This is a genomic window from Porphyrobacter sp. THAI-01a (assembly GCF_056868655.1).
In genome coordinates this window covers 2,983,481-3,004,348 of record NZ_CP180579.1, presented here as the reverse complement: position 1 = coordinate 3,004,348, position 20,868 = coordinate 2,983,481, and the positions used below count along the sequence as shown (strand labels likewise).

Here is a 20,868-nt window from a genome sequence, read left to right as displayed (position 1 = left end):
GCCGCAACGAGGTTGCCCGCCATGATCCCCTTCCTGCCCGAACTGCCCGCCACGCCCGCACTGCCGCTGCCCGCATCCGGCCTGCCGGACACCGGCGCAGGCATGGGCATGGGCATGGGCATGGGCATGGGCAGGGGCAGGGGCGCGGGCGCGGCGAGCGGCGGCGGGCTGGATTTCGCCGCGCTTCTCGGCGCTGCCGCCCTCCCGCCGCCGCCTGCCCTTCAGCACGGGACGCAGGCGGAGGACCGGCCCCTGCCGGGCGCGGCGAGCCTGCCCTTCCTCACCATGCCGGAGGAAGCGGCACCCGTCTGTTCCCGCGGGCCTGCGCAAGAGGTCCCTGCGCCGCCGGCTCCTGCTGCGGACCGGCTGCCGGACGGCCGGTTTCTGCCGGACGGGGGCGAGATCTTGCCGCACGCTGCCCCGCAAGCGGCTGCGTTGCGCCCGCCTGCATCCGCCCCGGCTGCCGGAGCGCCCCCTGCCCCCGTGCCCGTGCCGGTGACGCAGGCTGCGCCCCGCGCGCCTGCGGCGATGCGCGACCCGCGACCGGCATCCGCCGCGCCTGCCGGAACGACAGCGGCACCCGATGTCATCCTGACCGGGGCTCCGCGCCGGGCCGAACCGGACGAAGCCGCCGAACCGCGCGAAGCGTCCGCACCCCTTCCTTTCGCGGCGGAAACCGTGCCTGCTGCCCCGTCACCGCCGCCCGTGCCTGCCGGCGTGACGCCTGCGGTTGCGCCGGAGCCACCCGCTGCCCTGCCCGCGCCGGTCGAGGCGCCCCTTCCTCCCGCCATTATCCTTGCCGCCCCCGTGACCGTTCCCGCCGCCGCGCCCCTCGCGCTGGCACGGGCGGGCGCGCTTGCGGTGCCCGTGACCGGCGCGGATGCGCCCGCTCCGGCGAGGGTTGCGCTGGCGCGGGGGGCCGCGCCGCGCGCAGCCGCTGCCGATCCGGCGGCGCCTGCGGTGCCGGCCTTGTCCGTGCCCTCTGCACTCCCGGTCGCCGAACCCGCTCTGCCGGAGCCGGGACCGGACGCCCTCCCTGCGCCCGCCCCCGCCCCGTCGAACACGCCGGTTGCGAGCGCGGTGCCCGCCGCGCCCGCGCCTCTGCCCCCGCAGACCTCGCCCGCGCCCCAGCCCGCCGCCGAGCCCCGCCTGTCCGGTCCGTCCGCGCCGGTCGAGACCGCCATCGCCCAGGCCGGCACCCTGCGCGAGGCCCTCCGCGCCCAGCGGCCCGAGATGGTCGTGCGCCATGCCGAGTTCGGGATGATTGCGCTGCGGCTCGAACCGGCCGCGCCCGACCAGTGGCGCGCGGTGCTGGCCAGCCGCGATCCGGGCTTCGTCCCGGCGATCCAGGCCGCACTCGCCGAGCGGGCGCTCGCCCCGCTCCCGGCGGCGACCGACGGCGGCACGGGGATGGGCCAGAACGGGACAGGCGACCAACGCTACGGGGCTTCCCCTAACGGGGGCCAAGGATCGTCTCAACCATACCCGGGCCAATCGGGTGGCCGTGACGGCGAGGCTGCGCCGGACCACCGCCGCCCCTCGACCGCCGCCGCACTCGCGGCCCGCGCGGGGGAGCCGGAGGAGGACCCCGCGGGCGCCTCGAGGGCACCGGGCGGCCTGTTCGCCTGATCGCATGGGCAAGGCAAGGGAGCTGACAGGGCATGGCCAAGGGTAAGGACAAGGCCGAGGGCGCCGATGGCGGCGGCAAGTCCGGCAAGGGCGGGATGATCAAGATCATCCTCGGCGCGGTGCTTCTGCTCGGGGTTGGCGCGGGCGGGGCCTATGGCGCCTTCGCGATGGGCCTGATCGGCGGGGGCGGCGGCGCGAAGGAGCCCGACGAGCCCAAGCTGGTGCTCAAGACCGATGCCGATCCCTATCCCCTGCCCGGCGCCGAGAAGGAAAAGGACGCCGCCGCCCCCGTCTATGGCGAGGGCGGGAGCAAGTACCGCACCGCCTATTACTCCTTCGCCGAAAGCTTCACCTCCAACCTCGCGGATTCGCCGGGGCTGGTGCAGGTCGAGCTGGCAGTCTCGACCCGCCGCGACGGACGGGTGCTGCAATGGGTGAAAACGCACGAGTTGGCGATCCGCTCGGCGATCCTCGCCCAGCTCGCTGCCACCACCGAGGCCGAGGCCTATGACGTCGAGGGCAAGAAGCGCCTCGCCGGGCGGCTGACCAAGGCGGTCAACCAGGTGCTCGAGGAGAACGAAGGCTTCGGCGGGATCGACGCCGTCCACTTCCGGGGGTTCCTGGTCCAATGAGGATGAAGCACGCCTTCGCCCCCGCGCGCGCCGCCGCGCTGCATTGCGCCGAACTCACCGAACGCGGCCCCAACCCGGCCGAAAGCGCCGCGCTGATGGCGGCCTGGCGGCGCGATCTGGGGCGGCTGCTGGCCGACGACCTCTCGGCCCTGCTCTCGGGCGACCGGCTCGAGGTGAGCATTGCCGAGCCCGAGCGCATGACCGGCGCCGACGCGCTGCGCCGCATCGGGCCGCTCGCCGCCAATGCCCTGATCCGCTGCGGGGCGGGCGGGGAGACCGCGCTCGTCAGCTTCGATTTCGCCACTGCCATCGCGCTCACCGACCGCAGTTTCGGCGGCGACGGGCGGGTGACGGGGAACGTGCCCGAGGCGCTGCCGCGCTCGGCCGCGCTGCTGACCGAGGAGGCGGCGACGATGATCGCCGGGGCCATCACGGTCGCGGGGTTCGGCGACCTGCCGCCCCCGGCGGGGCTGGCGAGCCGCGGCGAGGTGATCGTGCGCAGCGAGAGCGCCGCGCGCCTCAAGCCCTTCGCGCTCGATGCCGGGGCGCTGGTCTTCACACTCGAGATCGCCAACCGCCAGGGCTGCACCTGGCGCGCGGTGCTGGCCGTGGCCGCCGAGCGGATGACGCGTCTGCTGCCCGGCGGCGGGCGACCCCCGCGCCCGCGCGCGCCCCGCGCCCCGGCAAGCGGGCTCGCCGCGCCCTTTGCCGCCGTGCCGGTCCCGCTCCACGTGGTTCTGGCCGAGTTCGACCTCTCGCTGGCGCGCCTCCAGACGCTGCGCCCGGGCGACATGATCCCGCTCGCGATCGGCCGGCAGGTGCCGCTGATGGCGGGCGAGACGCTGGTCGGCCACGGCAGCGTCGGCACCGCCGAGGATCGCATGGCGATCCGCCTCACCCGCATTCCGCCTGTCGTTTCCACCCCATCCGAAGGGATCGCATCATGACCGTCCATCAACCCGCCGCTTTCGCCCGCTTCGGGGACGTTGCCGTGCGCCTTTCGGTCGAGCTCGGCCGCGCCGAGATGCCCTTGCGCGATGTCCTGATGCTGGGCGAGGGCAGCACTGTGCCGCTCGACCGGATGACCGACGAACTGCTCGACGTCACGGCCAATGGCCGCGTTATCGCGCGCGGCGAGGTGGTGGCCGAGAAGGGGCGCTTTGCCCTCAGGATCGTGAGCCTGCTGGGCGAGGAGGGCGAGGAGCTGCCGCCTGCAGGCGAGGCTGCCGCACCGGAAGCGGCGACCGATTCCGCTCCCGCTCCCGCTCCCGCGCCGGGCGCGCTCGACGACGCGCTGTAACGGGCCGGGACCGGGCCGATGCTCGAATATCTCCTGCGCCTCGCGCTGCTGCTGCCGGTCCTGGCGGGGCTGATCTGGGGGAGTCTGTGGCTGACCCGCTGGCTCCAGACCCGGCTCGGCCAGATGCCGGGCGCGGGCGCCGGGACGGGCCGGCAGCTCCAGCTGGTCGAGACCAGCCTGATCGCGCCCGGCATGAAGCTCGCCGTGGTGCGCTTCCATGATCGCGAGATCCTTGTGGGCTGCACCCGGCAGGGCATGGTGCGCCTTGGCGAAGCCGGGCTGCGCGAGGCCCCCGCCACCCCCGACACGCAGGTGGAGACGGAATGATGCACCGCCTCCCGCTTTTGCGCGCGGCCCTGCTGTGCCTTGCCGCGTTAACCATGTTCTGCGCGCCCCAGATGGCGCTCGCCGCCGCGCCGGTGCCCGACCCGGTCGCGGCAGGCGTGGGCACCGCCATCGAGCGCGCGCTGGGCGATGAGGGCGCCGGCGATGACAGCCCCCTGAGCCTCTCGCTCCAGCTGCTGGTGGTGATGGGCCTGCTCACCATCCTGCCCGCGCTGGTGCTGATGATGACGAGCTTCCTGCGCATCCTCGTGGTGCTGGCCATATTGCGCCAGGCGCTGGGGTTGCAGGGCTCGCCCCCGGGGCAGGTTCTGGCGGGGCTCGCGCTGTTCCTCTCGCTCTTCGTCATGGCCCCCACGCTCGACATCGTGAACGCGCAGGCGATCGCCCCCTATGCCGCCGGCGCGCTGTCTGCCGATGCCGCGATTGGCAAGGCGGGCGAGGCCTTCCACGCCTTCATGCTCGCCCAGACCCGCGAGGCGAACCTCGTGATGTTCACCGACATCGCCGGCGGCGGCACCTTCAGGAGCGGCGCGGAGGTGCCCTTCTCGATCCTGCTCCCCGCCTTCGTCACCAGCGAGCTCGAGACCGCCTTCCAGATCGGCTTCATGATCTTCCTGCCCTTCCTCGTCATCGACCTCGTCGTGGCGAGCGTCTTGATGAGCCTCGGCATGATGATGCTCTCGCCCACGATCATCTCGCTGCCCTTCAAGCTGCTGCTGTTCGTGCTGGTCGACGGCTGGGCGCTGCTGATGGGCAGCCTCGCCCTGAGCTTCGCGACATGACCGAGGACGCGCAGCTTCTTGCGCTCGCCGATCAGACCCTGTGGGTGACGGCGCTGATCGCAGGGCCGGTGCTGATCGCGACGCTGATCGTGGGCCTTGTGGTCGGGATCGTCCAGGCCGCGACCTCGGTGAACGAGCAGACGCTCTCCTTCATCCCCAAGCTCGCGATCACCGCGCTGGTCTTCGTCGTGCTGGGCGCGGCGATGATGGGGCTGCTCGCCGATTTCACCCGCGAGATCATGGCGCAGGTCGCAGGGCTTGCGGCGTGAGGGGGGCGGCGTGAACGTCCTCGATTTCGGCCTCGGCAGCATCGAGGCGCAGCTGTGGCAGATCCTGTTCCTCTCGATCCGCTGCGGCGCGGCGCTGATGGCGGCGCCGATGGTGGGGGGGACGGCGGTGCCGGTGGAATTGCGCATCCTCCTTTCCCTCGTGCTCGGCCACTTCATCGCCGCCTGGGTGCCGATCGCCCCGCCGCCCGCCATGCTCAGCATCGCCGCGATCCTCGCCGTGCTGCACGAGATCGCGGTCGGGCTGATGCTCGGCTTCGTGCTGCAACTCGCCTTCGCCGTCCCGCTCCTCGCCGCCGAGCAGATTTCCGGCACGATGGGGCTTGCCATCGCCACCTCGATCGATCCGGCAAGCGGCGCGCAGGCAGGCGCGCTCGGCACCTTCTTCGGGCTGGTGATGAGCCTGCTCTTCTTCGCCACCGGCGCGCACCTGCTGTGGTTCGAGCTCTTGGTCGAAAGCTACCGCCTGCTGCCCGCCGGGCAGTTCGCCTTCGGCGCGTGGCGGGCCGAGGCGGTGGTGATGTTCTTCGGCTACGGCCTCGCCGCTGCCGCCGCCATCGCCCTGCCGGTGGTGCTGGTGCTGCTGCTGGTGCAGATCGTCACCGGCCTCGTCGCCCGCTCCGCTCCGGCCCTGAACCTCTTCGCGCTCGGCCTGCCGGCTGGCGTGCTGGCGGGGATCGCGGCGCTGATCATCGCCATGCCGGTGATGGCCGGGCAGATGCGCTGGGTGATCGAGGCCGCGCTCGACCAGTCCGCCGCGCTCGTGGGCCAACCCTGACATGGCCGAGGAGACCGCCGGCGAAAAGACCTTCGCCCCCACCCCCAAGCGGCGGCAGGACGCGGCGAAGAAGGGCGACGTGCTGCGCTCGAAGGAGCTCGGCGTCGCCGCCGCCACGGGCGCGGGCGCGCTGGCGCTGTGGGGGCTGGGTGCGTGGCTCAACGAGGGCATGGCGCGGATCGCGCGCGCCGGCTTCGTCTTCGACCGCCGCGCGCTCGAAGGCTTCACCCCGGGCGCGGCTATGGGCGATGCGGCGCTGGCCGCGCTGCCGCCGGTGATCGCACTGGGGCTGATCGTCGCCGCCGTCACCGCCGTCTCGCAGGTGCTGCTGGGCGGGGCGGACGGGCGCTTCGTCATCGGCAACACCGCCTTCAAGCCCTCCCGCATCAACCCGCTTGCCGGCTTCAGGCGCATCCTCGGCTGGCAGGGGCTGATCGAGCTCGGCAAGGGCCTCGCCAAGCTCGCCCTGCTGGGCGGGATCGCGTGGTGGTGGGGCAGGGACCGCGTGCCGCAACTGCTGATGCTCGGCACCCTCCCGCTCGAGGCGCAGCTGGCGCAGGCCGCCGAGGCGATCGCCAGCCTCGTGGGCGCGCTGCTGGTCGGCCTCGTGGCGATCGCCGCGATCGATTACCCGCTGCAACGCTTCCAGCGCGACAAGCGGCTGAAGATGAGCCTTCAGGAAATGCGCGAGGAGAACAAGCAGGCCGAGGGTTCGCCCGAGATGCGTGCCGCCCGCCGCCAGCGCCAGCGCGATCTGGCGCGCGGGGGCGTCGCCAAGGCGATGAAGGAGGCGCAGTTCATCATCGTCAACCCGCTGCACTTCGCCGTGGCCCTGACCTACGACCCGGCCCGCGCCCCCGCCCCGCTGCTGCTCGCCAAGGGCCGGGGCGAGACCGCGCTCGCGATGCGCGAGATCGCGGCGGAGGAAGGCCTTCCGGTGCTCGAATACCCTCAGCTTGCCCGCGCGGTCTATTTCACCACCCGCCCGAACCAGATGGTGCGCGAGGAGCTCTACGTCGCGCTCGCCTCGCTCGTCGCCTTCGTCATGGCATTGAAGCGCGGCCAGCGCCCGCGCCGCCCGGTGGTGGAGGTGCCGCAGGGGCTGAGGTTCGACGGGGACGGGAGGCCCGAGAACCATGCTTAAACTTCCCCGCCCGCACCCGTTATCCGTGCCATGACAACCGCAGGCTCCTCGATCATCTCGGCCCTCGGCGCAGGCAGCGGCGTCGATTTCATCAAGCTGGCGCAGGACATCTCCGCCGCCAGCTTCGCGGCGCAGCGCAACCAGCTGACGGCGCGCAGGACGACGCTGGAGGCGCAGATCTCGGCCGCGGGGCAGCTGCGCCGATCGGTCAACGAGCTGGCGAGCGCGCTCGGCGACCGGATCCGGAACGGCGACCTCGCCCCGCGCGGGACGCTCGCCAATGCCGCGGTCGCCACGGTGAACGTGTCCCCGGGCGCCTCGCCGCGGGGGAATTTCGCGCTCGAGGTGACGCAGCTCGCTTCGGGCCAGACGCTGCTCAGCCGCCCCTTCGCCAGCCGCGACGCGCTGGTGGGGGAGGGCACGCTGACCCTGCGCTTCGGCACGGCGGGTGCCTCCAGCTTCACCCCCGACGTGGCCCGCGCCCCGATCGAGATCACCCTGACCGAGACCGACACCCTCGCCAGCCTCGCGGCCCGCATCACCCAGGCGAGCGGGGGGAGCGTGCAGGCCTATGTCGCCACCGGCACGGGCGGCGCGCAGCTGGTCTTGAAGGGGCAGGAAGGTGCGGCGAACGGCTTCGTGCTCGAAGCCGCGCTGCCACCGTCCGCGCCGCCCGATCCCGACCCCGCGCCGCCGCTCGCGGCGGGCGATCCGCGCTATCTCGCCTGGACGCCCGCCGAGGGCGACACGCTGCGCACCGGCACCGCGCGCGATGCCGCCTTCCGGCTCGACGGGGTGGCCATGACCAGCCCCACCAACCGCGTCACCGGCCTGCCGGGGGGCTTCGGCCTGACGCTGACGGGCACCAATGCGGGCGCGCCGACCGCGCTCACCTTCGCGGGCAACAGCACCGCGATCTCGGCCGTGATGACCGATCTCGTCGCGGCGCTCAACGACATCGTCGGGCAGCTCAACGACCTCGCCGCGCCGGTCGGGGGCGAGCTGGGGAACGATCCCGGCGCGCGCGAGCTGCGCCGCGATCTGGCGGCGCTTGCCGGACAGGTGCTGATGCCCTCGGCCCCCGATGGCGCGCCGCGCACGCTCGGCGACCTCGGCGTGGCGCTGAACCGCGACGGCACCTTCCGGCTCGACAGCGCGCGGCTGGGTCGCACGCTCGAGACCAGCCCCGAAGCCGCGGCGGCGATGTTCACCACCGGGGTGACGGGCGTGTTCGCGGCGATCGACCGGCTGGCGCGCGAGACCGGCTTTGCCGCCGATCCGGGCTCGCTCGGTGGCTCGCAGCGGCGCTTGCAGCGCCAGCTTCAGGCGAGCGACGATCGCCTCGCGCGGATCGCCGAGCAGCAGGAGGCGCTGCGCGAGCGTCTGACCCGCGAATTCACCGCCTCCGAGCGGCGCGTGGCAGCCTCGCAGTCGACCCTCGCCTTCATCCGCCAGCAGGTCGACATCTGGTCGGCGCGCGAACGGTAAGGGGGAGGCGCAGGGATGCAGATGCTCGCCCGCAACCCCGCCGCCGCCTATCGCCGCGTCGCGCTCGAGGCGCGGATCGAGGCTTCGGGCGGGGCGGATCTCACGCGGATCTGTCTGGAGGAGTGCGAGGCCGCGATCGGGCAGGCGCATGGCGCGGTCATGCGCGGGTCGTCGGCAGGTCGTGAACCGCTCGTGCGCGCCCAGACGATCATGCTGTGGCTGGCCAAATCGGTCGCGCCCGGGCATCCGCTGGGGGCGAGCCTCAAGGCCTTCTACGGCGGCCTGGCCGCCCAGATCGGGGCGCAAATCCTACAGGCGGATGCTGCGGCGCTTCAGAATATCCAGAGCGATATCAAGGATATACTCGAAGCAGCGGGCTAGGCTGCCGGCAATGTTTCACGTGAAACCTGCAAAGTCCCCGATGATCCGCGCCGCATCCGCCGGGTCCTGGAAGGGGTGGAAGTGGGTCATGTCCGGCCGGTAGAGATCCACCCCCTGCGGCAGCACCTTCGCCAGCTCCGGCCAGGTCGGCGAGCTCTTGAAATCGTTGAGGCTGGTCATCTGCGCGCGCACCACCAGCACCGGGATATCGACACGCCGCGCCGCTTCGAGAATGCCGCCGTTGCTGCGGCTCGAGGCATAGACGCTGGCCTCGACCTCGGGGGCGCAGGCGAGTTCCAGCCCCTCGCCCGAAGCGGCGGGGACAAGCCCGTGGCGGCAGTAATCCTCGAACACGCGGGGGTCGAACAGGTCATAGGGATCGCGCGCGGCGAAGCGTTCGATCATCGCCTCGGCGGATGGGAAGTCGCGCTTGCGGCGGATCGCGGGGTGAGGGTTGTCGGCGGTGTAGAGCGGTTCGCCCGCGCCGTAGAATTCGGGCGCGAGGATCACCGGATCGAACAGCACCAGGCGGGCGAACGCCCCTGGGCGGTCGGCGGCGACCTGGAGCAGGGTGTGCGCTCCCATCGAATGGCCGATGCCGATCACACCGCTCAGCGATGATTGCTCAAGGAATTCAGAGACATCTCTGGCCAGAAGCCGCCAGTCGGTGATCGGCCCGGCGCGCGAGCGGCCATGCCCCCGCAGGTCGAGGGCGTGGGCGGGATGCGACGGGAAATGCGCGATGACCGTGTCCCAGACCCGGCCGTGAAACCCCGTCGCATGGGCGAAGACGAGCGGCACCCCGCCGCCCCTGGACGCCCATTCGTGGACCGCGAGATCGATGCCGTTGACGGGATGGAGGCGGGTGACGGGGGCAGGGCGCGCGGTGGTCATGCCGCCGCACAAGAGCATCGCTCGGCCCAAGTCAATCGCGCGCTTTTGCCAGTTCCGGCACCGCGCGTTCACTCCGCCGGAGCGGGCACGGCGGCGCTCCCGGTCTCGCCGCGGTTGCGGATGAAGCGCAGCGCCTCGAGAAGGCGATCGGGCGCGATCCGGTGGAGGAGGCCGAGGTAGAGCGCGACGCCGACCGGCACCGCGATGGCGAGCGCGGCAAGATCGGGCGCCCCCGCGAGGCCCCGCAGCACCAGCGCCACCCCCGCCGCCATCGCCAGCGCAGCGGCGAGCGGCGGCAGGATCGCGCGGGCGAGGCCCGCCAGGCTGAAGCCGATCACCGGGCGCGACAGCAGGATCGTCGCCCCCGTCAGCACCGCCATGCCTCCGACCCAGCCCCAGGCGAAGCCCGTGAGGCCCCACCACGATCCGGTGAAGAAGGCGATCGGCATCACGACGCTGCCGACCACCGTCACCCTCAGCGCGATCCCGGGAAAGCCGCGCGCGTTGGTCGCGGGGGAGAACAGGATCTGCAATGTCAGCATCGCCATCGCGCCGGCAAGGATCGGCAGCAGCGGGGCGATCTCGACCCATTTCTCGCCGAGCAGCACCGGCACCAGCACCGGGGCGACCACGGCAAGTCCGGCATAGGCCGGCAGCGCCACCAGCATCACCAGCCGGATCGTGGCGATGAGGGCCGGGGCGATCATGTCCGCCTCTCCCTCGGCCTGCTGGCGCGAATAGGCGGCATAGGCGACCTCGTTGATCGGCGGCACGAACTTGGCGGCGAGCAGCTGGGCGAGGAACAGGCCGGTGGTGTAGACCCCGAGATCGTGCGGATCGAGCACGCGTCCTGCGATCACGATGTCGGCCTGGCTCTGGGCGAACCAGAACAGCTGGGTCGCGGTCATCACCCCGCCGAAGCCCGCGATGTGCCCCGCCCCGCCGAAGCGGAACACCGGGCGGATCGGGGCACCCGCGGCCCATGTCATGCCCACGGCCTCGGTCAGCAGCATCGCCATCGGCGCGGCGACCAGCGTCCACACCCCCCAGTCCGACAACGCGCCGGTGAGCGCCGTCACCGCGCCGACCACGGCCGCGGCAAGGCGCACCTGCGCCGGACGGCGGAAGTCCATCCGGCGCGAGAGCATCGCGTGTGGCACGGCGCAGAACGGCACCGCGAGATAGAGCACCGCCTGCACCCGCAGGAGGTCCGCCACCATCGGCTGTTCGAACCACAGCGCGACCAGCGGCGCGGCGAGGAACTGGACCAGTGCCAGCACGCCGTTGAGCAGGATCAGCATCCCCAGCGTCTGGCGCAGCCGTTCCTCGCTGACGGTTTCCTCGCGGATCAGCGCCGAGGCGAGACCCCAGCCGTTCATCGTGTTGAGCAGGGTCAGCATCACCTGCGCCATCGCGAACAGGCCGTAGTCCTGCGGGGCGAGCAGGCGGATGACGATCAGGGTCGAGGCCCAGGAGACGAGCTGGGTCAGCACCTGGCTGCCCGAGCGCCAGATCACCGCGGTGCGCACCTGCGAGGCGAGCGAGGGGCCGGGGACCACCGGATCGGCCTCAGCCACGCCTGGCTCCGGGCTGCTCGAGGCGGGCAAGGCGTCCGGGCACCATCGGTTCGCCCCACAGGCGGGCGAGCATCGTGGCGGCGGTGCGGCTGCGCACGAACAGGAGATCGCTCATGGCATAGCCTTCGGCCGCGCCCATCTCCTCCTTGTAGCCGCTGTCGCCCACCCCGAGATCGAGCACACGCTGCCCTGCGGCGATGGCGTCCTCCATCGAGCGGTAATTGGCGAGCTTGCCGATGTTGAATCGCTTCATGTCCTCGACATAGCTGCTGGCGATGCCATAGCGCACCGGCCCGTCGTCGAGGTCGAAGCAGAAGGTGATCGGCCGGTCGTCGAGCATCAGGATCGCGGCCGAGAGGTTTCCGGCGATCACGGGATCGCGCAGGGCATCCTGCCACTGGGCGCGCTGGGCGGGGGTCATGAACTTCGCGCCGCGCCCGTCGGTGGTGCGGGCGATCCAGCTTTCGGCCTCGATCCGGCCCATGTCCTCGAGCGCCGTCTCGTTCCACCCGCTGCCGCGGACGTGGTGCCAGCGCAGCGTGCCGAGCTGCTCGAGCTTGCGCCACGCGGCGCGCAGCTTCTTGCCGACCGAGGGGCGGGGCCACCCCTTCGCTTGCGCGGCGTCGAGATCGACCAGCCAGCTGACGCCGGCGGGGCGGGCGAGGATCGTCCAGTTGGCGAGATGCGCCGCCTCGATCACCCGCGCGATCGTCGGGTCGCAGGTGCGGGCCGGGCCGATGCGCCATACCGGGCCGAGGCCGTAGGAGGCCGCATGGCCGAGCGCGTGGGCGAGGTCTGAGACGCCGCAGCCGGGCGCGATCAGGGGCGAGCGCAGCGGCCAGTAGCTCCCGGGCACCTTGCGCGCGCCCGCCACCTGCGGGCCGAAGGCGACGGTCGGGATCGCGGCGAGAGGCGCGCCGTTCGCGCCGCGCAGCACGAGGGTGCGGCCCTTGTCCGCCTGCCCCGCGCCATACCACGCCGCGCGCAGGAAGCCGTGGCCCGAGAGGTTGCACGCCGCCAGCGCGTCGATCTCGGGGCAGAAGCCCTCGACCGCCGCGACCGTCAGGTGATCGGCTGCAATCCTGCTCTCGTACATTCCTCACCTGCCTCGCCCGCGGGCGTCAGGCGAAGGCCATAGCAAGGGGGCGTAACCACGCGGTTAACCACGGACTTTGCCCGAGCGTGCGCGGCAGAGGTCAGTAGACGACGACGGAGCGGATCGACTTGCCTTCGTGCATCAGGTCGAAGGCGGTATTGATCTCCTCGAGACCCATGACGTGGGTGATCATCGGATCGATCTCGATCTTGCCGGTCATGTACATGTCGACGATCTTGGGCACGTCGGTGCGGCCCTTGGCCCCGCCGAAGGCCGTGCCGCGCCAGTTGCGCCCCGTCACCAGCTGGAACGGGCGGGTGGCGATCTCCTTGCCGGCTTCGGCCACGCCAATAATGACGCTGGTGCCCCAGCCGCGGTGGCAGGCTTCCAATGCGGTGCGCATCACCTCGGTGTTGCCGGTGGCATCGAAGGTGTAGTCCGCGCCGCCATCGGTCATCTCGACCACCTTCGCCACGATCTCCTCGCGGCTCATTCCCTTGGAGTTGAGGAAGTGGGTCATTCCGAAGCGCCTGCCCCATTCCTCGCGCGCCGGATTGATGTCGACGCCGACGATCAGGTTCGCCCCCGCCAGCCGCGCGCCCTGGATGACGTTGAGGCCGATCCCGCCGAGACCGAAGACCACCACGTTGTCGCCGACCTGCACCTTGGCGGTGTTGGTCACCGCGCCGACCCCCGTGGTGACGCCGCAGCCGATGTAGCAGGCCGACTGGAACGGCGCGTCCTCGCGGATCTTCGCCACGGCGATTTCAGGAAGGACGGTGAAGTTCGAGAAGGTCGAGCAGCCCATGTAGTGGTAGATCGGCTGGCCCTTGTAGCTGAAGCGCGTGGTGCCGTCGGGCATCAGGCCCTTGCCCTGCGTCGCGCGGATCGCGGTGCACAGGTTGGTCTTGCCCGAGAGGCAGCTTTTGCACTGGCGGCATTCGGGGGTGTAGAGCGGGATCACGTGATCGCCCGGCTTCACGCTGGTCACCCCCGCGCCGACCTCGCGCACGATCCCCGCGCCCTCGTGCCCGAGCACAGAGGGGAAGATCCCCTCGCTGTCGAACCCGTCCAGCGTGTAGGCGTCGGTATGGCAGATGCCGGTCGCCATGATCTCGACCAGCACCTCGCCGGCCTTGGGGCCTTCGAGATCGAGCTCGACGATCTCGAGCGGCTGCTTGGCAGCAAAGGCGACGGCGGCGCGGGTCTTCATGGGGCGGAACTCCTTCGCGCCCGCTATTCCCGCAGGTGTGCAGCTTTGCAAGTCTCAGCCGCGGCCCGGCACAGCCTCGTGATCGTAGGGGCAATGGCGGCATCCCGAGCCGCAGCACTTGCCGCGCTTCAGGTGCGCAAGGCGGGTGAAGACGGTGTAGCCGGTTTCGGGATCGCGATAGGTCGCTTCCCCGCCGGCGCAGGCGGCTTCGTGCAGGGCATGCCATTCGGGCTGCGTCATGGTCGCATCCGATAGGGCCAAAGTGTCCGCGATGCCATGCACGACATAAAATTGCCGCCCGGCGCACCATACCCGCTTGCGCGCTTGCCTGATTTGCGCTCTCTCACGCGCCTGCCATTCTTGCCGGAGAACGCTCTTGCGCCTCGTTCTGTTGCTTGCCGCCCTGTTTCTCGCCGTTCCCGCCCACGCCCAGGGCGTGCAGCAGACCAAGGGGGGCTTCGAGGACAAGTTCCGCCAGCTCGACGAGGTGCTGCCCGATCCCAACACCTACCGCAACGCCAGCGGCGCGCCGGGGCACGAATACTGGCAGCAGAAGGTCGATTACAAAATCACCGCCGAGCTCGACGAGACGAAGCGCCGCCTGACCGCGCGCGCGACGGTGCGCTACACCAACAATTCGCCCGACGCCCTGCCGTGGCTGTGGATGCAGCTCGACCAGAACATCTTCAAGCGCGATTCGATGGCCGAGCTGACCGACGTGTTTGGCGGGGCCGGCCGGCGCGGGCCGAAGGTCGCGCTGGGTTCCGGCAACGAGCCGACCAAGCTGTCGATGGACGAGCTGCGCCGCCAGCAGTCGATGGCCGACAATGATTACGGCTACGACATCGGCGCGGTGACCACGCTGACGGGCGCGAGGCTGCCGCACACCATCGTCGGCACCCTCATGCGCATCGACCTGCCCGAACCGCTCGCGCCCGGCGCGACGACCGAATTCGCGATCGAATGGGCCTTCAACATCGTCGAGGAGGACGCGGTCGTCGCGCGCTCGGGCTACGAGCACTTCCCCGACGATCCTAGGAAGGGCGGCAACGACATCTTCCTGATGGCCCAGTGGTTCCCGCGCATGGTGGTCTATTCGGACTACGAGGGCTGGCACAACAAGGAGTTCCTCGGTCGCGGCGAGTTCACGCTCGAATTCGGCGACTACGAGGTCGAGATGACCGTGCCCGACGACCACATCGTCGCTTCCACCGGCACGCTCCAGAACCCGGAAACCGTGCTCACCGCCGCCCAGCGCCAGCGGCTCGAGACCGCGAAGAACGCCTCGGCGCCGGTCTTCGTCGTCACCCCGCAGGAAGCCGCCGCCGCCGAGGCCGGCAATCCCCGCGGCAAGAAGACCTGGAAGTTTGCCGCCACCAACGTGCGCGATTTCGCCTGGGCCTCGAGCCGCAAATTTATGTGGGACGCGCAAGGAGTGAAGCAGCCCGGCGCCGAGCACGAAACCGTGCTCGCCATGAGCTTCTGGCCCAAGGAGGGCGGCGATCTGTGGAAGAAGTATTCCACCGCCGCGGTGGTGCACACCCTGAAGGTCTATTCGCGCTTCAGCTTCGACTATCCCTATCCCACCGCGCAGTCCGTGAACGGGCCGGTCGGCGGGATGGAATATCCGATGATCACCTTCAACGGGCCGCGCACCACCCTCAACAAGGACGGCAGCCGCACCTATTCGCTGGCGGAGAAGATGTTCCTCGTCGGGGTGGTGATCCACGAGATCGGCCACATCTACTTCCCGATGACGGTGAACTCGGACGAGCGCCAGTGGACCTGGATGGACGAGGGGATCAACTCGTTCCTGGATTCGGTCGCGGGCTACGAGTGGGACCCGAACATGCCCTGGACCCGCAGCCTCGCGCGTGACCTCGTGCCCTACATGGTCTCGAACAACCAGCAGCCGATCATGACCCAGTCGGATTCGATCACCGATCTGGGCTCGAACGCCTATGGCAAGCCGTCGGCGGCCTATCACGTGCTGCGCGACACGGTGATCGGACGCGAGCGGTTCGACTTCGCGCTCAAGGAATATGCGCGCCGCTGGAAGTTCAAGCGGCCGACCCCGGCGGATTTCTTCCGCACCATCGAGGAAGCCTCGGGCACCGATCTCGACTGGTTCTGGCGCGGCTGGTTCTACACCACCGACCATGTCGATATCAGCCTCGATTCGATCTACCGGCTGAAGATGGACAGCAAGAACCCCGACATCGACCTGCCGCGCCGCCGTCAGGAGCGGGCCGAGGAGCCGACGCCGGTCGGCATCGGGCTGAACAAGGAGCAGGGGCTGCCGATCTGGGTGATGGAGAACCCGGGCGTCACCGATTTCTACGACAGGAACGACGAATTCACCGTCACGCCCAAGGATCGGAAGGGCTACACCGATTTCCTCGAAGGCCTCGCCCCGTGGGAACGCGCCGCCTTCGACCGGGCGGTGAAGGAGGATGCGAACTACTACGTCCTCAACTTCACCAACAAGGGCGGGCTCGTGATGCCGATCATCCTCGGCCTGACCTTCAAGGACGGATCGAAGCAGAAGCTCAACATCCCGGCCGAGATCTGGCGCCGCAATTCCAAGGAAGTCGCCAAGCTGCTGGTCTTCCCGAAGAACAAGGAGCTGGTCGAGGTGATGGTCGATCCCGACTGGGAGACCGGCGATGCCAACCTCGAGGACAACCACTACCCGCGCCGCATCATCCCGAGCCGGATCGAGGCCTTCAAGGACGAGGCGTCGAAGTCGCGCGTCAGCCGTGATCTGATGGGCGAGGCCGCGGGCGCCGAGCCGGTCAAGAACCGCAAGTGATGCTGCGCCGGCTGCTGCTGCTGGCCGCGCTTGTGCTGGCCCCGCTCGCGGGCGGGGCGGTGCTGGCGCACCAGCAGAAGATCGCGATCAGCACCATCGCCCTCAACGCGCGCAGCGGCGCGATCGAGATCGCGCACCAGGTGCCGGTCCACGATGCCGAACACGCGCTGAGGGCACAGGGGGCCAAGAGCGCCGACATCATCGGCTCGGAAAAGAGCCGGGAGGCCTTTGCCCGCTATGTGACGCGGCGGTTTCTCCTGCAGGTCGACGGCAAGCTGGTCGAGCCTGCCTATGTCGGCAGCGAGATCACCGGCGGCAGCCTGTGGGTCTATCAGGAGGTGCCGGCACCCGCGGGCGGGCAGGCGGTGCTGCGGTTCAATTCGCAGATCCTCACAGATGTCTGGGCGCGGCAGGAAAACCGCGTCAACATCGGCGGCGGGACCAAGGTCAACACCTTCATCTTCAGGGCCGGTTCGGCGCCGGTCGATGCCCCGCTGACGCCCTAGCCTAGGCGCTGCGCCGGGCGACCACATCAGGGACCGCGAAACGGTCCTGCAGGTCATCCAGCAGCGCCGGGCGGCCATAGCGATAGCCCTGCACATGGCGGCAGCCGATGGCGCGCAGGAAGGTCTCCTGCTCCTCGGTCTCCACCCCTTCGACCACGACGCGCAGGCCCAGCGAGTGGCCCATCTGCACGATCGCCTGGATGATGAGGCGCGATTGGTGATCCTCGCGGATCGCGGCGATGAAATCGCGGTCGATCTTGACCTTGTGGATCGGGAACTGGCGCAGGTGCGTGAGCGAGGAAAAGCCCGTGCCGAAATCGTCGAGGCAGATGGTGAAGCCGCACTCGTCGAGCATCGCCAGCGAGGTGCGCAGGTGCCCGCTCGCATCGAGCAGCATGGTCTCGGTCACTTCGATGGTGATGTTGTGCGGCCCCAGCGGGCTGTCGTCGATCACCTCGATGAGGTGGCGCACGAAATCGCCATGCCGGAGGTCGGCGTCCGACAGGTTGATGCCGATCCGCGTCTCGGGACCGAACAATGCGAGGATCGCCGGCCCGTCGGCGACGATCTGGTCGAGCATCACCCGGCTGACCCGGCGGGAGAGCTCGGGATCGAGCAGCGCGGAGAAGACATCGCTCGCCGCGAGCAGCGTGCCCTCGGCGTCGCGCAGCCGCAGCAGCGCCTCGACCGAGACGATGCTGCCGCTCGCCAGTTCGACGATCGGCTGATAGGCGGCCATCGCGCGGCCCGAATTGAGCGCGCTGCGCAGCCGCGTGATTGCCTGCTGGCGCTCGGACTGGCGGGCCTCGATCTGCTCGTCCCAGCACACCACCGACCCGCGCCCCTCCTCCTTGCCGCGATAGAGCGCAAGGTCGGCGCGGCGCATGATCTCCTCGCTGCTCGCGGCGCTGTCCATCCGCGCCACCCCGCAGGTCGCGCCGATCCGGATCTGGCTGTTGCCGAGCGGCGGCATCTCCCCGAGTTCCGCGAGCAGTTCGTCGAGAAAGCCGGTGACCTCCGCCAGTGCCATGGCCGGGGGGAAGAGCATCGCGAATTCGTCCCCGCCCCAGCGCGCCAGGAACACGCCTGCGGCTGTGCGCATCTGCAACTGTGCGGAGATCGCTTCGAGGACCCGGTCGCCGACGAGGTGGCCGAGCGTGTCGTTGACGTCCTTGAACCCGTCGAGATCTAGCAGGGCGATGGCGACAGGCTCGCTCTCGACCCGCTGCATCGCCGCCGCCAGCCGCCGGTCGAAGGTCGCGCGGTTGTAGAGCCCGGTCAGCCGGTCGCGCTCGGCCGCGCGCTTGAGGGCGACGTTGCGCAGGTGCTCCTCGGTGCAGTCGAGGATGATCCCGGCGACGCAATCGGGCTGTCCGTCGACATCGATGCGCTCGCCCACCACGCGGATGCGGCGCTGTTGCCGGTCGCGGCGGGTGATGGTGGTTTCGAACATGAACGGCTTGCCGCCCTCGATCGTGTCGTCCATCGCCTTGCTGACCATCGCCCGGTCTTCCGGCTGATAGAGCTGCACGACGTCGCGCACGTTGATCGAATGGCCCGGCTCCAGCCCGGTGATGGCATAGACCTGGTCCGACCAGTGCAGCCGCCGGGTGGCGAGATCGACCCACCAGCTCCCGACATTCACGGCGCGTTCGGCCTGGCGGAAGATCTGGCTGGTCTGGCGCAGGGCGGCATTGGCGGTGCTGAGCGCGCGGGTGCGGGCGTGGAGCGCGATCGACTGTTCGGCGAGTTCCGCCAGCATCGCCAGCGGCGCGATCTGCTCCGGGCGGAAAGCGTCGGGTTCGGGCGAGATGCAGCACAAGGCGCCCAGCAGAACCCCCTCGTCCGAGCGAATCGGCACGCCGAGATACGAGCGGATGAAGGGGGCCCCGGTCACCAGCGCATTGTCGACGAGGCGCGGATCGGTGCGCGCATCGGCGATCAGCATCGGCTGCTCGCTCTGGATGCAGACCGCGCAGAACGAATCGCCGATCGGGGTTTCAATGAGGTCGGTGCCGGTGCGCCCGAGGAACCATTGGCGCTCCTGTTCCACCACCGAGAGCAGGGCGATCGGGCAGCCGAGCATGGTGCTGGCAAGCAGGGTGATGCGCGAGAACAGATCCCGGTCCGGGATTGCCTCGAGTCCGAGATTGCGGATGGTATCGAGGCGCAGCGGGTCGGTCACGCCCGCGGCTGTGCCTTCGAAGCCCTTAAGAAAACGTGCCCTGACCGGCGCGTATTGCCGCAAATTCTCCGTGGCTCCTCGCGCGCCGCATCATCGCGCGGGCGGGATCGGCGGCGTCGTCCAGAACAGCGCCACTTCCTCGCCATATCCGGTCATCTCGTATCGGGTCAGGGCGATCGGCAGCCGGCCCGCAGCAAGGAAGGCATCGTGGAACTCCCGCAGGCTGAAGGCGTCGCCGAGCTGCGCGGCGCGATCGGCAAGCAGGGCGTCCATCTGGAGCTTGCCGATGGTATAGGCGACCCCGTAGCCCGGCGGGCGGCGCAGGTAGATCTCGGCATCGACCCGCGCCACGTCCTCGTCGAGCCAGGGGGTGCGCGCGCGCATCGCCGCGACCGCCTCGGGCACGGTCATGCGGTTGTGCTGCATGGCGATGTCGGCCGGCACGCGGGCGGCGCGGAAGATGCCGAAGAGCTGCATGAACTCGTCGGCGCGCGGGGTGTGGCGGGTGCCGCCCGCCAGCATCATCGCCTCCTCGAGATAGGTCGCCCAGCCCTCGGCCCGCCCGCCGTCGCTGTAGGGGCCGCGGATCGGGCGCCTGTCGCGCGCCGCCAGCACGGCATCGAAGCGGTGGCCCGGTATCACCGCGTGGAGGTGATCGGGGATCGGATCGCGGAACTGGATCTGCTCCCAGAAATTGGGGCCGCCGGGGCGCTCGATATAGGGGGTGTTGGTGCCGAGCTCGCCGACATAGTCGGGGATGGTGACGATATCCTCCTCGGTGAGGAAGCGGCGCACGGCGGCGTCGGTCGCCCTGATCTTGTCGGCCTGCTCGGCGGCGCTGCGGGACAGGGTGAGCTGCGGCAGGTCGCGGTTGCGGTGGCGCAGCAGGGCGAGCGCGGCGGTCATCCGTTCGTGCTCGCGTTCGGCAAGGGTGAGCATCTCGGCGGCGGTCAGCGGGATCATGCGGACGTGGCGGATATACCAGTCGTATCGCTCCGCCCCGACCCCGCCGGGCGCGGTCATGCGCGGCCGCTCGGCCCGCAGCCAGTCGCGGAACGCGATCACCGCCGCCCGCGCGGCTTCGACATCGGCGACAAGATCGGGCCGCGAGGCGCGGCTGCGCGCCAGCAGATCGTCGTACCAGCCGATGATCCCCGCCGGGGGCACCGCGCGATAGGGGTGGTAGTGGTTCACCCCGTCGCTGTTCTCGAGATTGTGGATCGCCAGGTCGGCGAAATCGCCCGCCACCTCGGTGAGGTTCTGCCGGCCCGAGGCGAGCATCGGCGCCACCATCGCAAGCCGCGCGCGCAGCTTGGCAATGTCGGCCTCGCTTCCCGTCACCTCGCTGAAGGCGACCCCCATCAGCGGATCGAGGTAGAAGCCCGGGTCGCGCTTCCACGGGCGCAGCACCTCGAGGTTGAAGCGGTAGCCGTTGAGGATCGACTTGACGGCGAGGTAATCGACCTGCCCTGCGCGCGACCAGCTTTTCACCGGCAGGGCGGCGAGGCGCGTCTCGAAGGCGGCGAGCCCGGCCAGCTTGCGCGCCATCAGGTCATCGGCATAGACCTCGCCCACGCGTGCGCCGGAATCCATCACCACGCCGGCGGTGAAACCGGGCAGCATGTAGTCGCGAAGTTCCTCGTGCAGCGCCAGCAGGGCGTCGTATCCGGCATCCGTCTCCCCGGCGCGGAGGCCGCCCGCCCAGAACAGGGCGAAGCCCAGGAACGCCAGGAACCACCGCATAACCCCTCCCCCGCAAACCGCTCGCGCCGCAAAAACCGCAGGCCTCGTCCCGCGATGATGGAGCAGATTATGCGCT

20 protein-coding genes are annotated in these 20,868 nt (G+C 70.3%); 13 read left to right on the top strand and 7 right to left on the bottom strand.

Annotated elements, in window-relative coordinates; all coding sequences use genetic code 11:
- Positions 1–21 precede the first annotated feature (21 nt).
- From ACMX37_RS14450 to ACMX37_RS14400, 11 genes are read left to right on the top strand one after another with little or no spacing between them, the layout of a single operon-like run.
- Positions 22–1,629 carry a hypothetical protein gene (locus tag ACMX37_RS14450; protein ID WP_483146598.1) on the top strand — a complete coding sequence of 536 codons (1,608 nt, stop codon included), beginning with the start codon at positions 22–24 and terminating at the stop codon, positions 1,627–1,629.
- Positions 1,630–1,661: 32 nt separating this feature from the next.
- Positions 1,662–2,261, top strand: coding sequence for a flagellar basal body-associated FliL family protein (locus ACMX37_RS14445; protein WP_483146597.1), 600 nt, complete (start codon positions 1,662–1,664; stop codon positions 2,259–2,261).
- Positions 2,258–3,208 (top strand): FliM/FliN family flagellar motor switch protein, encoded by a 951-nt coding sequence (locus tag ACMX37_RS14440; protein WP_483146596.1) that lies wholly within the window; start codon positions 2,258–2,260, stop codon positions 3,206–3,208. Before ACMX37_RS14445 ends, ACMX37_RS14440 begins: the two co-directional genes overlap by 4 nt.
- Positions 3,205–3,561, top strand: a complete 357-nt coding sequence (locus tag ACMX37_RS14435) for a FliM/FliN family flagellar motor switch protein (RefSeq protein ID WP_483146595.1) — start codon at positions 3,205–3,207, stop codon at positions 3,559–3,561. The genes ACMX37_RS14440 and ACMX37_RS14435 overlap by 4 nt, the downstream gene beginning before the upstream one ends.
- 18 nt (positions 3,562–3,579) lie before the next feature.
- A complete protein-coding gene (locus ACMX37_RS14430; RefSeq protein WP_483146594.1) occupies positions 3,580–3,888 on the top strand; it encodes a flagellar biosynthetic protein FliO in 309 nt (102 codons plus the stop codon).
- A complete protein-coding gene (fliP, locus tag ACMX37_RS14425; protein ID WP_483148418.1) occupies positions 3,888–4,688 on the top strand; it encodes a flagellar type III secretion system pore protein FliP in 801 nt (266 codons plus the stop codon). The genes ACMX37_RS14430 and fliP overlap by 1 nt, the downstream gene beginning before the upstream one ends.
- Positions 4,685–4,957 (top strand): flagellar biosynthetic protein FliQ, encoded by a 273-nt coding sequence (locus tag ACMX37_RS14420; RefSeq protein ID WP_483146593.1) that lies wholly within the window; start codon positions 4,685–4,687, stop codon positions 4,955–4,957. Before fliP ends, ACMX37_RS14420 begins: the two co-directional genes overlap by 4 nt.
- Before the next feature lie 10 nt (positions 4,958–4,967).
- Positions 4,968–5,753, top strand: coding sequence for a flagellar biosynthetic protein FliR (locus ACMX37_RS14415; RefSeq protein ID WP_483146592.1), 786 nt, complete (start codon positions 4,968–4,970; stop codon positions 5,751–5,753).
- A 1-nt stretch (position 5,754) separates the two neighbouring features.
- The gene (locus ACMX37_RS14410) at positions 5,755–6,897 is read left to right on the top strand and encodes an EscU/YscU/HrcU family type III secretion system export apparatus switch protein (RefSeq protein WP_483146591.1); all 1,143 of its coding nucleotides are present in this window, start codon (positions 5,755–5,757) and stop codon (positions 6,895–6,897) included.
- Between the two features lie 30 nt (positions 6,898–6,927).
- On the top strand, positions 6,928–8,385 hold the full coding sequence (gene fliD, locus ACMX37_RS14405; RefSeq protein WP_483146590.1) for a flagellar filament capping protein FliD: 1,458 nt from the start codon (positions 6,928–6,930) through the stop codon (positions 8,383–8,385).
- 15 nt (positions 8,386–8,400) lie between these two features.
- Positions 8,401–8,766 (top strand): hypothetical protein, encoded by a 366-nt coding sequence (locus ACMX37_RS14400; protein ID WP_483146589.1) that lies wholly within the window; start codon positions 8,401–8,403, stop codon positions 8,764–8,766.
- A gap of 15 nt (positions 8,767–8,781) precedes the next feature.
- Here ACMX37_RS14400 and ACMX37_RS14395 read toward each other — a convergent pair whose 3' ends face one another.
- The 5 genes from ACMX37_RS14395 to ACMX37_RS14375 all read right to left on the bottom strand — a co-directional run bounded on the left by ACMX37_RS14395 (position 8,782) and on the right by ACMX37_RS14375 (position 13,786).
- The gene (locus tag ACMX37_RS14395) at positions 8,782–9,660 is read right to left on the bottom strand and encodes an alpha/beta hydrolase (RefSeq protein WP_483146588.1); all 879 of its coding nucleotides are present in this window, start codon (positions 9,658–9,660) and stop codon (positions 8,782–8,784) included.
- 68 nt (positions 9,661–9,728) lie between these two features.
- The gene (locus ACMX37_RS14390; RefSeq protein WP_483146587.1) at positions 9,729–11,237 is read right to left on the bottom strand and encodes a lipopolysaccharide biosynthesis protein; all 1,509 of its coding nucleotides are present in this window, start codon (positions 11,235–11,237) and stop codon (positions 9,729–9,731) included.
- Positions 11,230–12,333 carry a GNAT family N-acetyltransferase gene (locus ACMX37_RS14385; RefSeq protein WP_483146586.1) on the bottom strand — a complete coding sequence of 368 codons (1,104 nt, stop codon included), beginning with the start codon at positions 12,331–12,333 and terminating at the stop codon, positions 11,230–11,232. The genes ACMX37_RS14390 and ACMX37_RS14385 overlap by 8 nt, the downstream gene beginning before the upstream one ends.
- Before the next feature lie 100 nt (positions 12,334–12,433).
- On the bottom strand, positions 12,434–13,546 hold the full coding sequence (locus ACMX37_RS14380) for an S-(hydroxymethyl)glutathione dehydrogenase/class III alcohol dehydrogenase (protein WP_483146585.1): 1,113 nt from the start codon (positions 13,544–13,546) through the stop codon (positions 12,434–12,436).
- Positions 13,547–13,600: 54 nt separating this feature from the next.
- On the bottom strand, positions 13,601–13,786 hold the full coding sequence (locus ACMX37_RS14375) for a C1orf53 family protein (RefSeq protein ID WP_483146584.1): 186 nt from the start codon (positions 13,784–13,786) through the stop codon (positions 13,601–13,603).
- A 151-nt stretch (positions 13,787–13,937) separates the two neighbouring features.
- Here ACMX37_RS14375 and ACMX37_RS14370 point away from each other — a divergent pair, with 151 nt between their 5' ends.
- A complete protein-coding gene (locus ACMX37_RS14370) occupies positions 13,938–16,358 on the top strand; it encodes a M1 family metallopeptidase (RefSeq protein ID WP_483146583.1) in 2,421 nt (806 codons plus the stop codon).
- Positions 16,358–16,864 (top strand): DUF6702 family protein, encoded by a 507-nt coding sequence (locus ACMX37_RS14365; RefSeq protein ID WP_483146582.1) that lies wholly within the window; start codon positions 16,358–16,360, stop codon positions 16,862–16,864. Before ACMX37_RS14370 ends, ACMX37_RS14365 begins: the two co-directional genes overlap by 1 nt.
- 1 nt (position 16,865) lies before the next feature.
- Here ACMX37_RS14365 and ACMX37_RS14360 read toward each other — a convergent pair whose 3' ends face one another.
- Positions 16,866–19,049, bottom strand: coding sequence for a putative bifunctional diguanylate cyclase/phosphodiesterase (locus tag ACMX37_RS14360; protein WP_483146581.1), 2,184 nt, complete (start codon positions 19,047–19,049; stop codon positions 16,866–16,868).
- Between the two features lie 90 nt (positions 19,050–19,139).
- Entirely contained in the window at positions 19,140–20,792 is a 1,653-nt protein-coding gene (locus ACMX37_RS14355; RefSeq protein ID WP_483146580.1) for a DUF885 family protein, read from the bottom strand.
- Positions 20,793–20,868 lie beyond the last annotated feature (76 nt).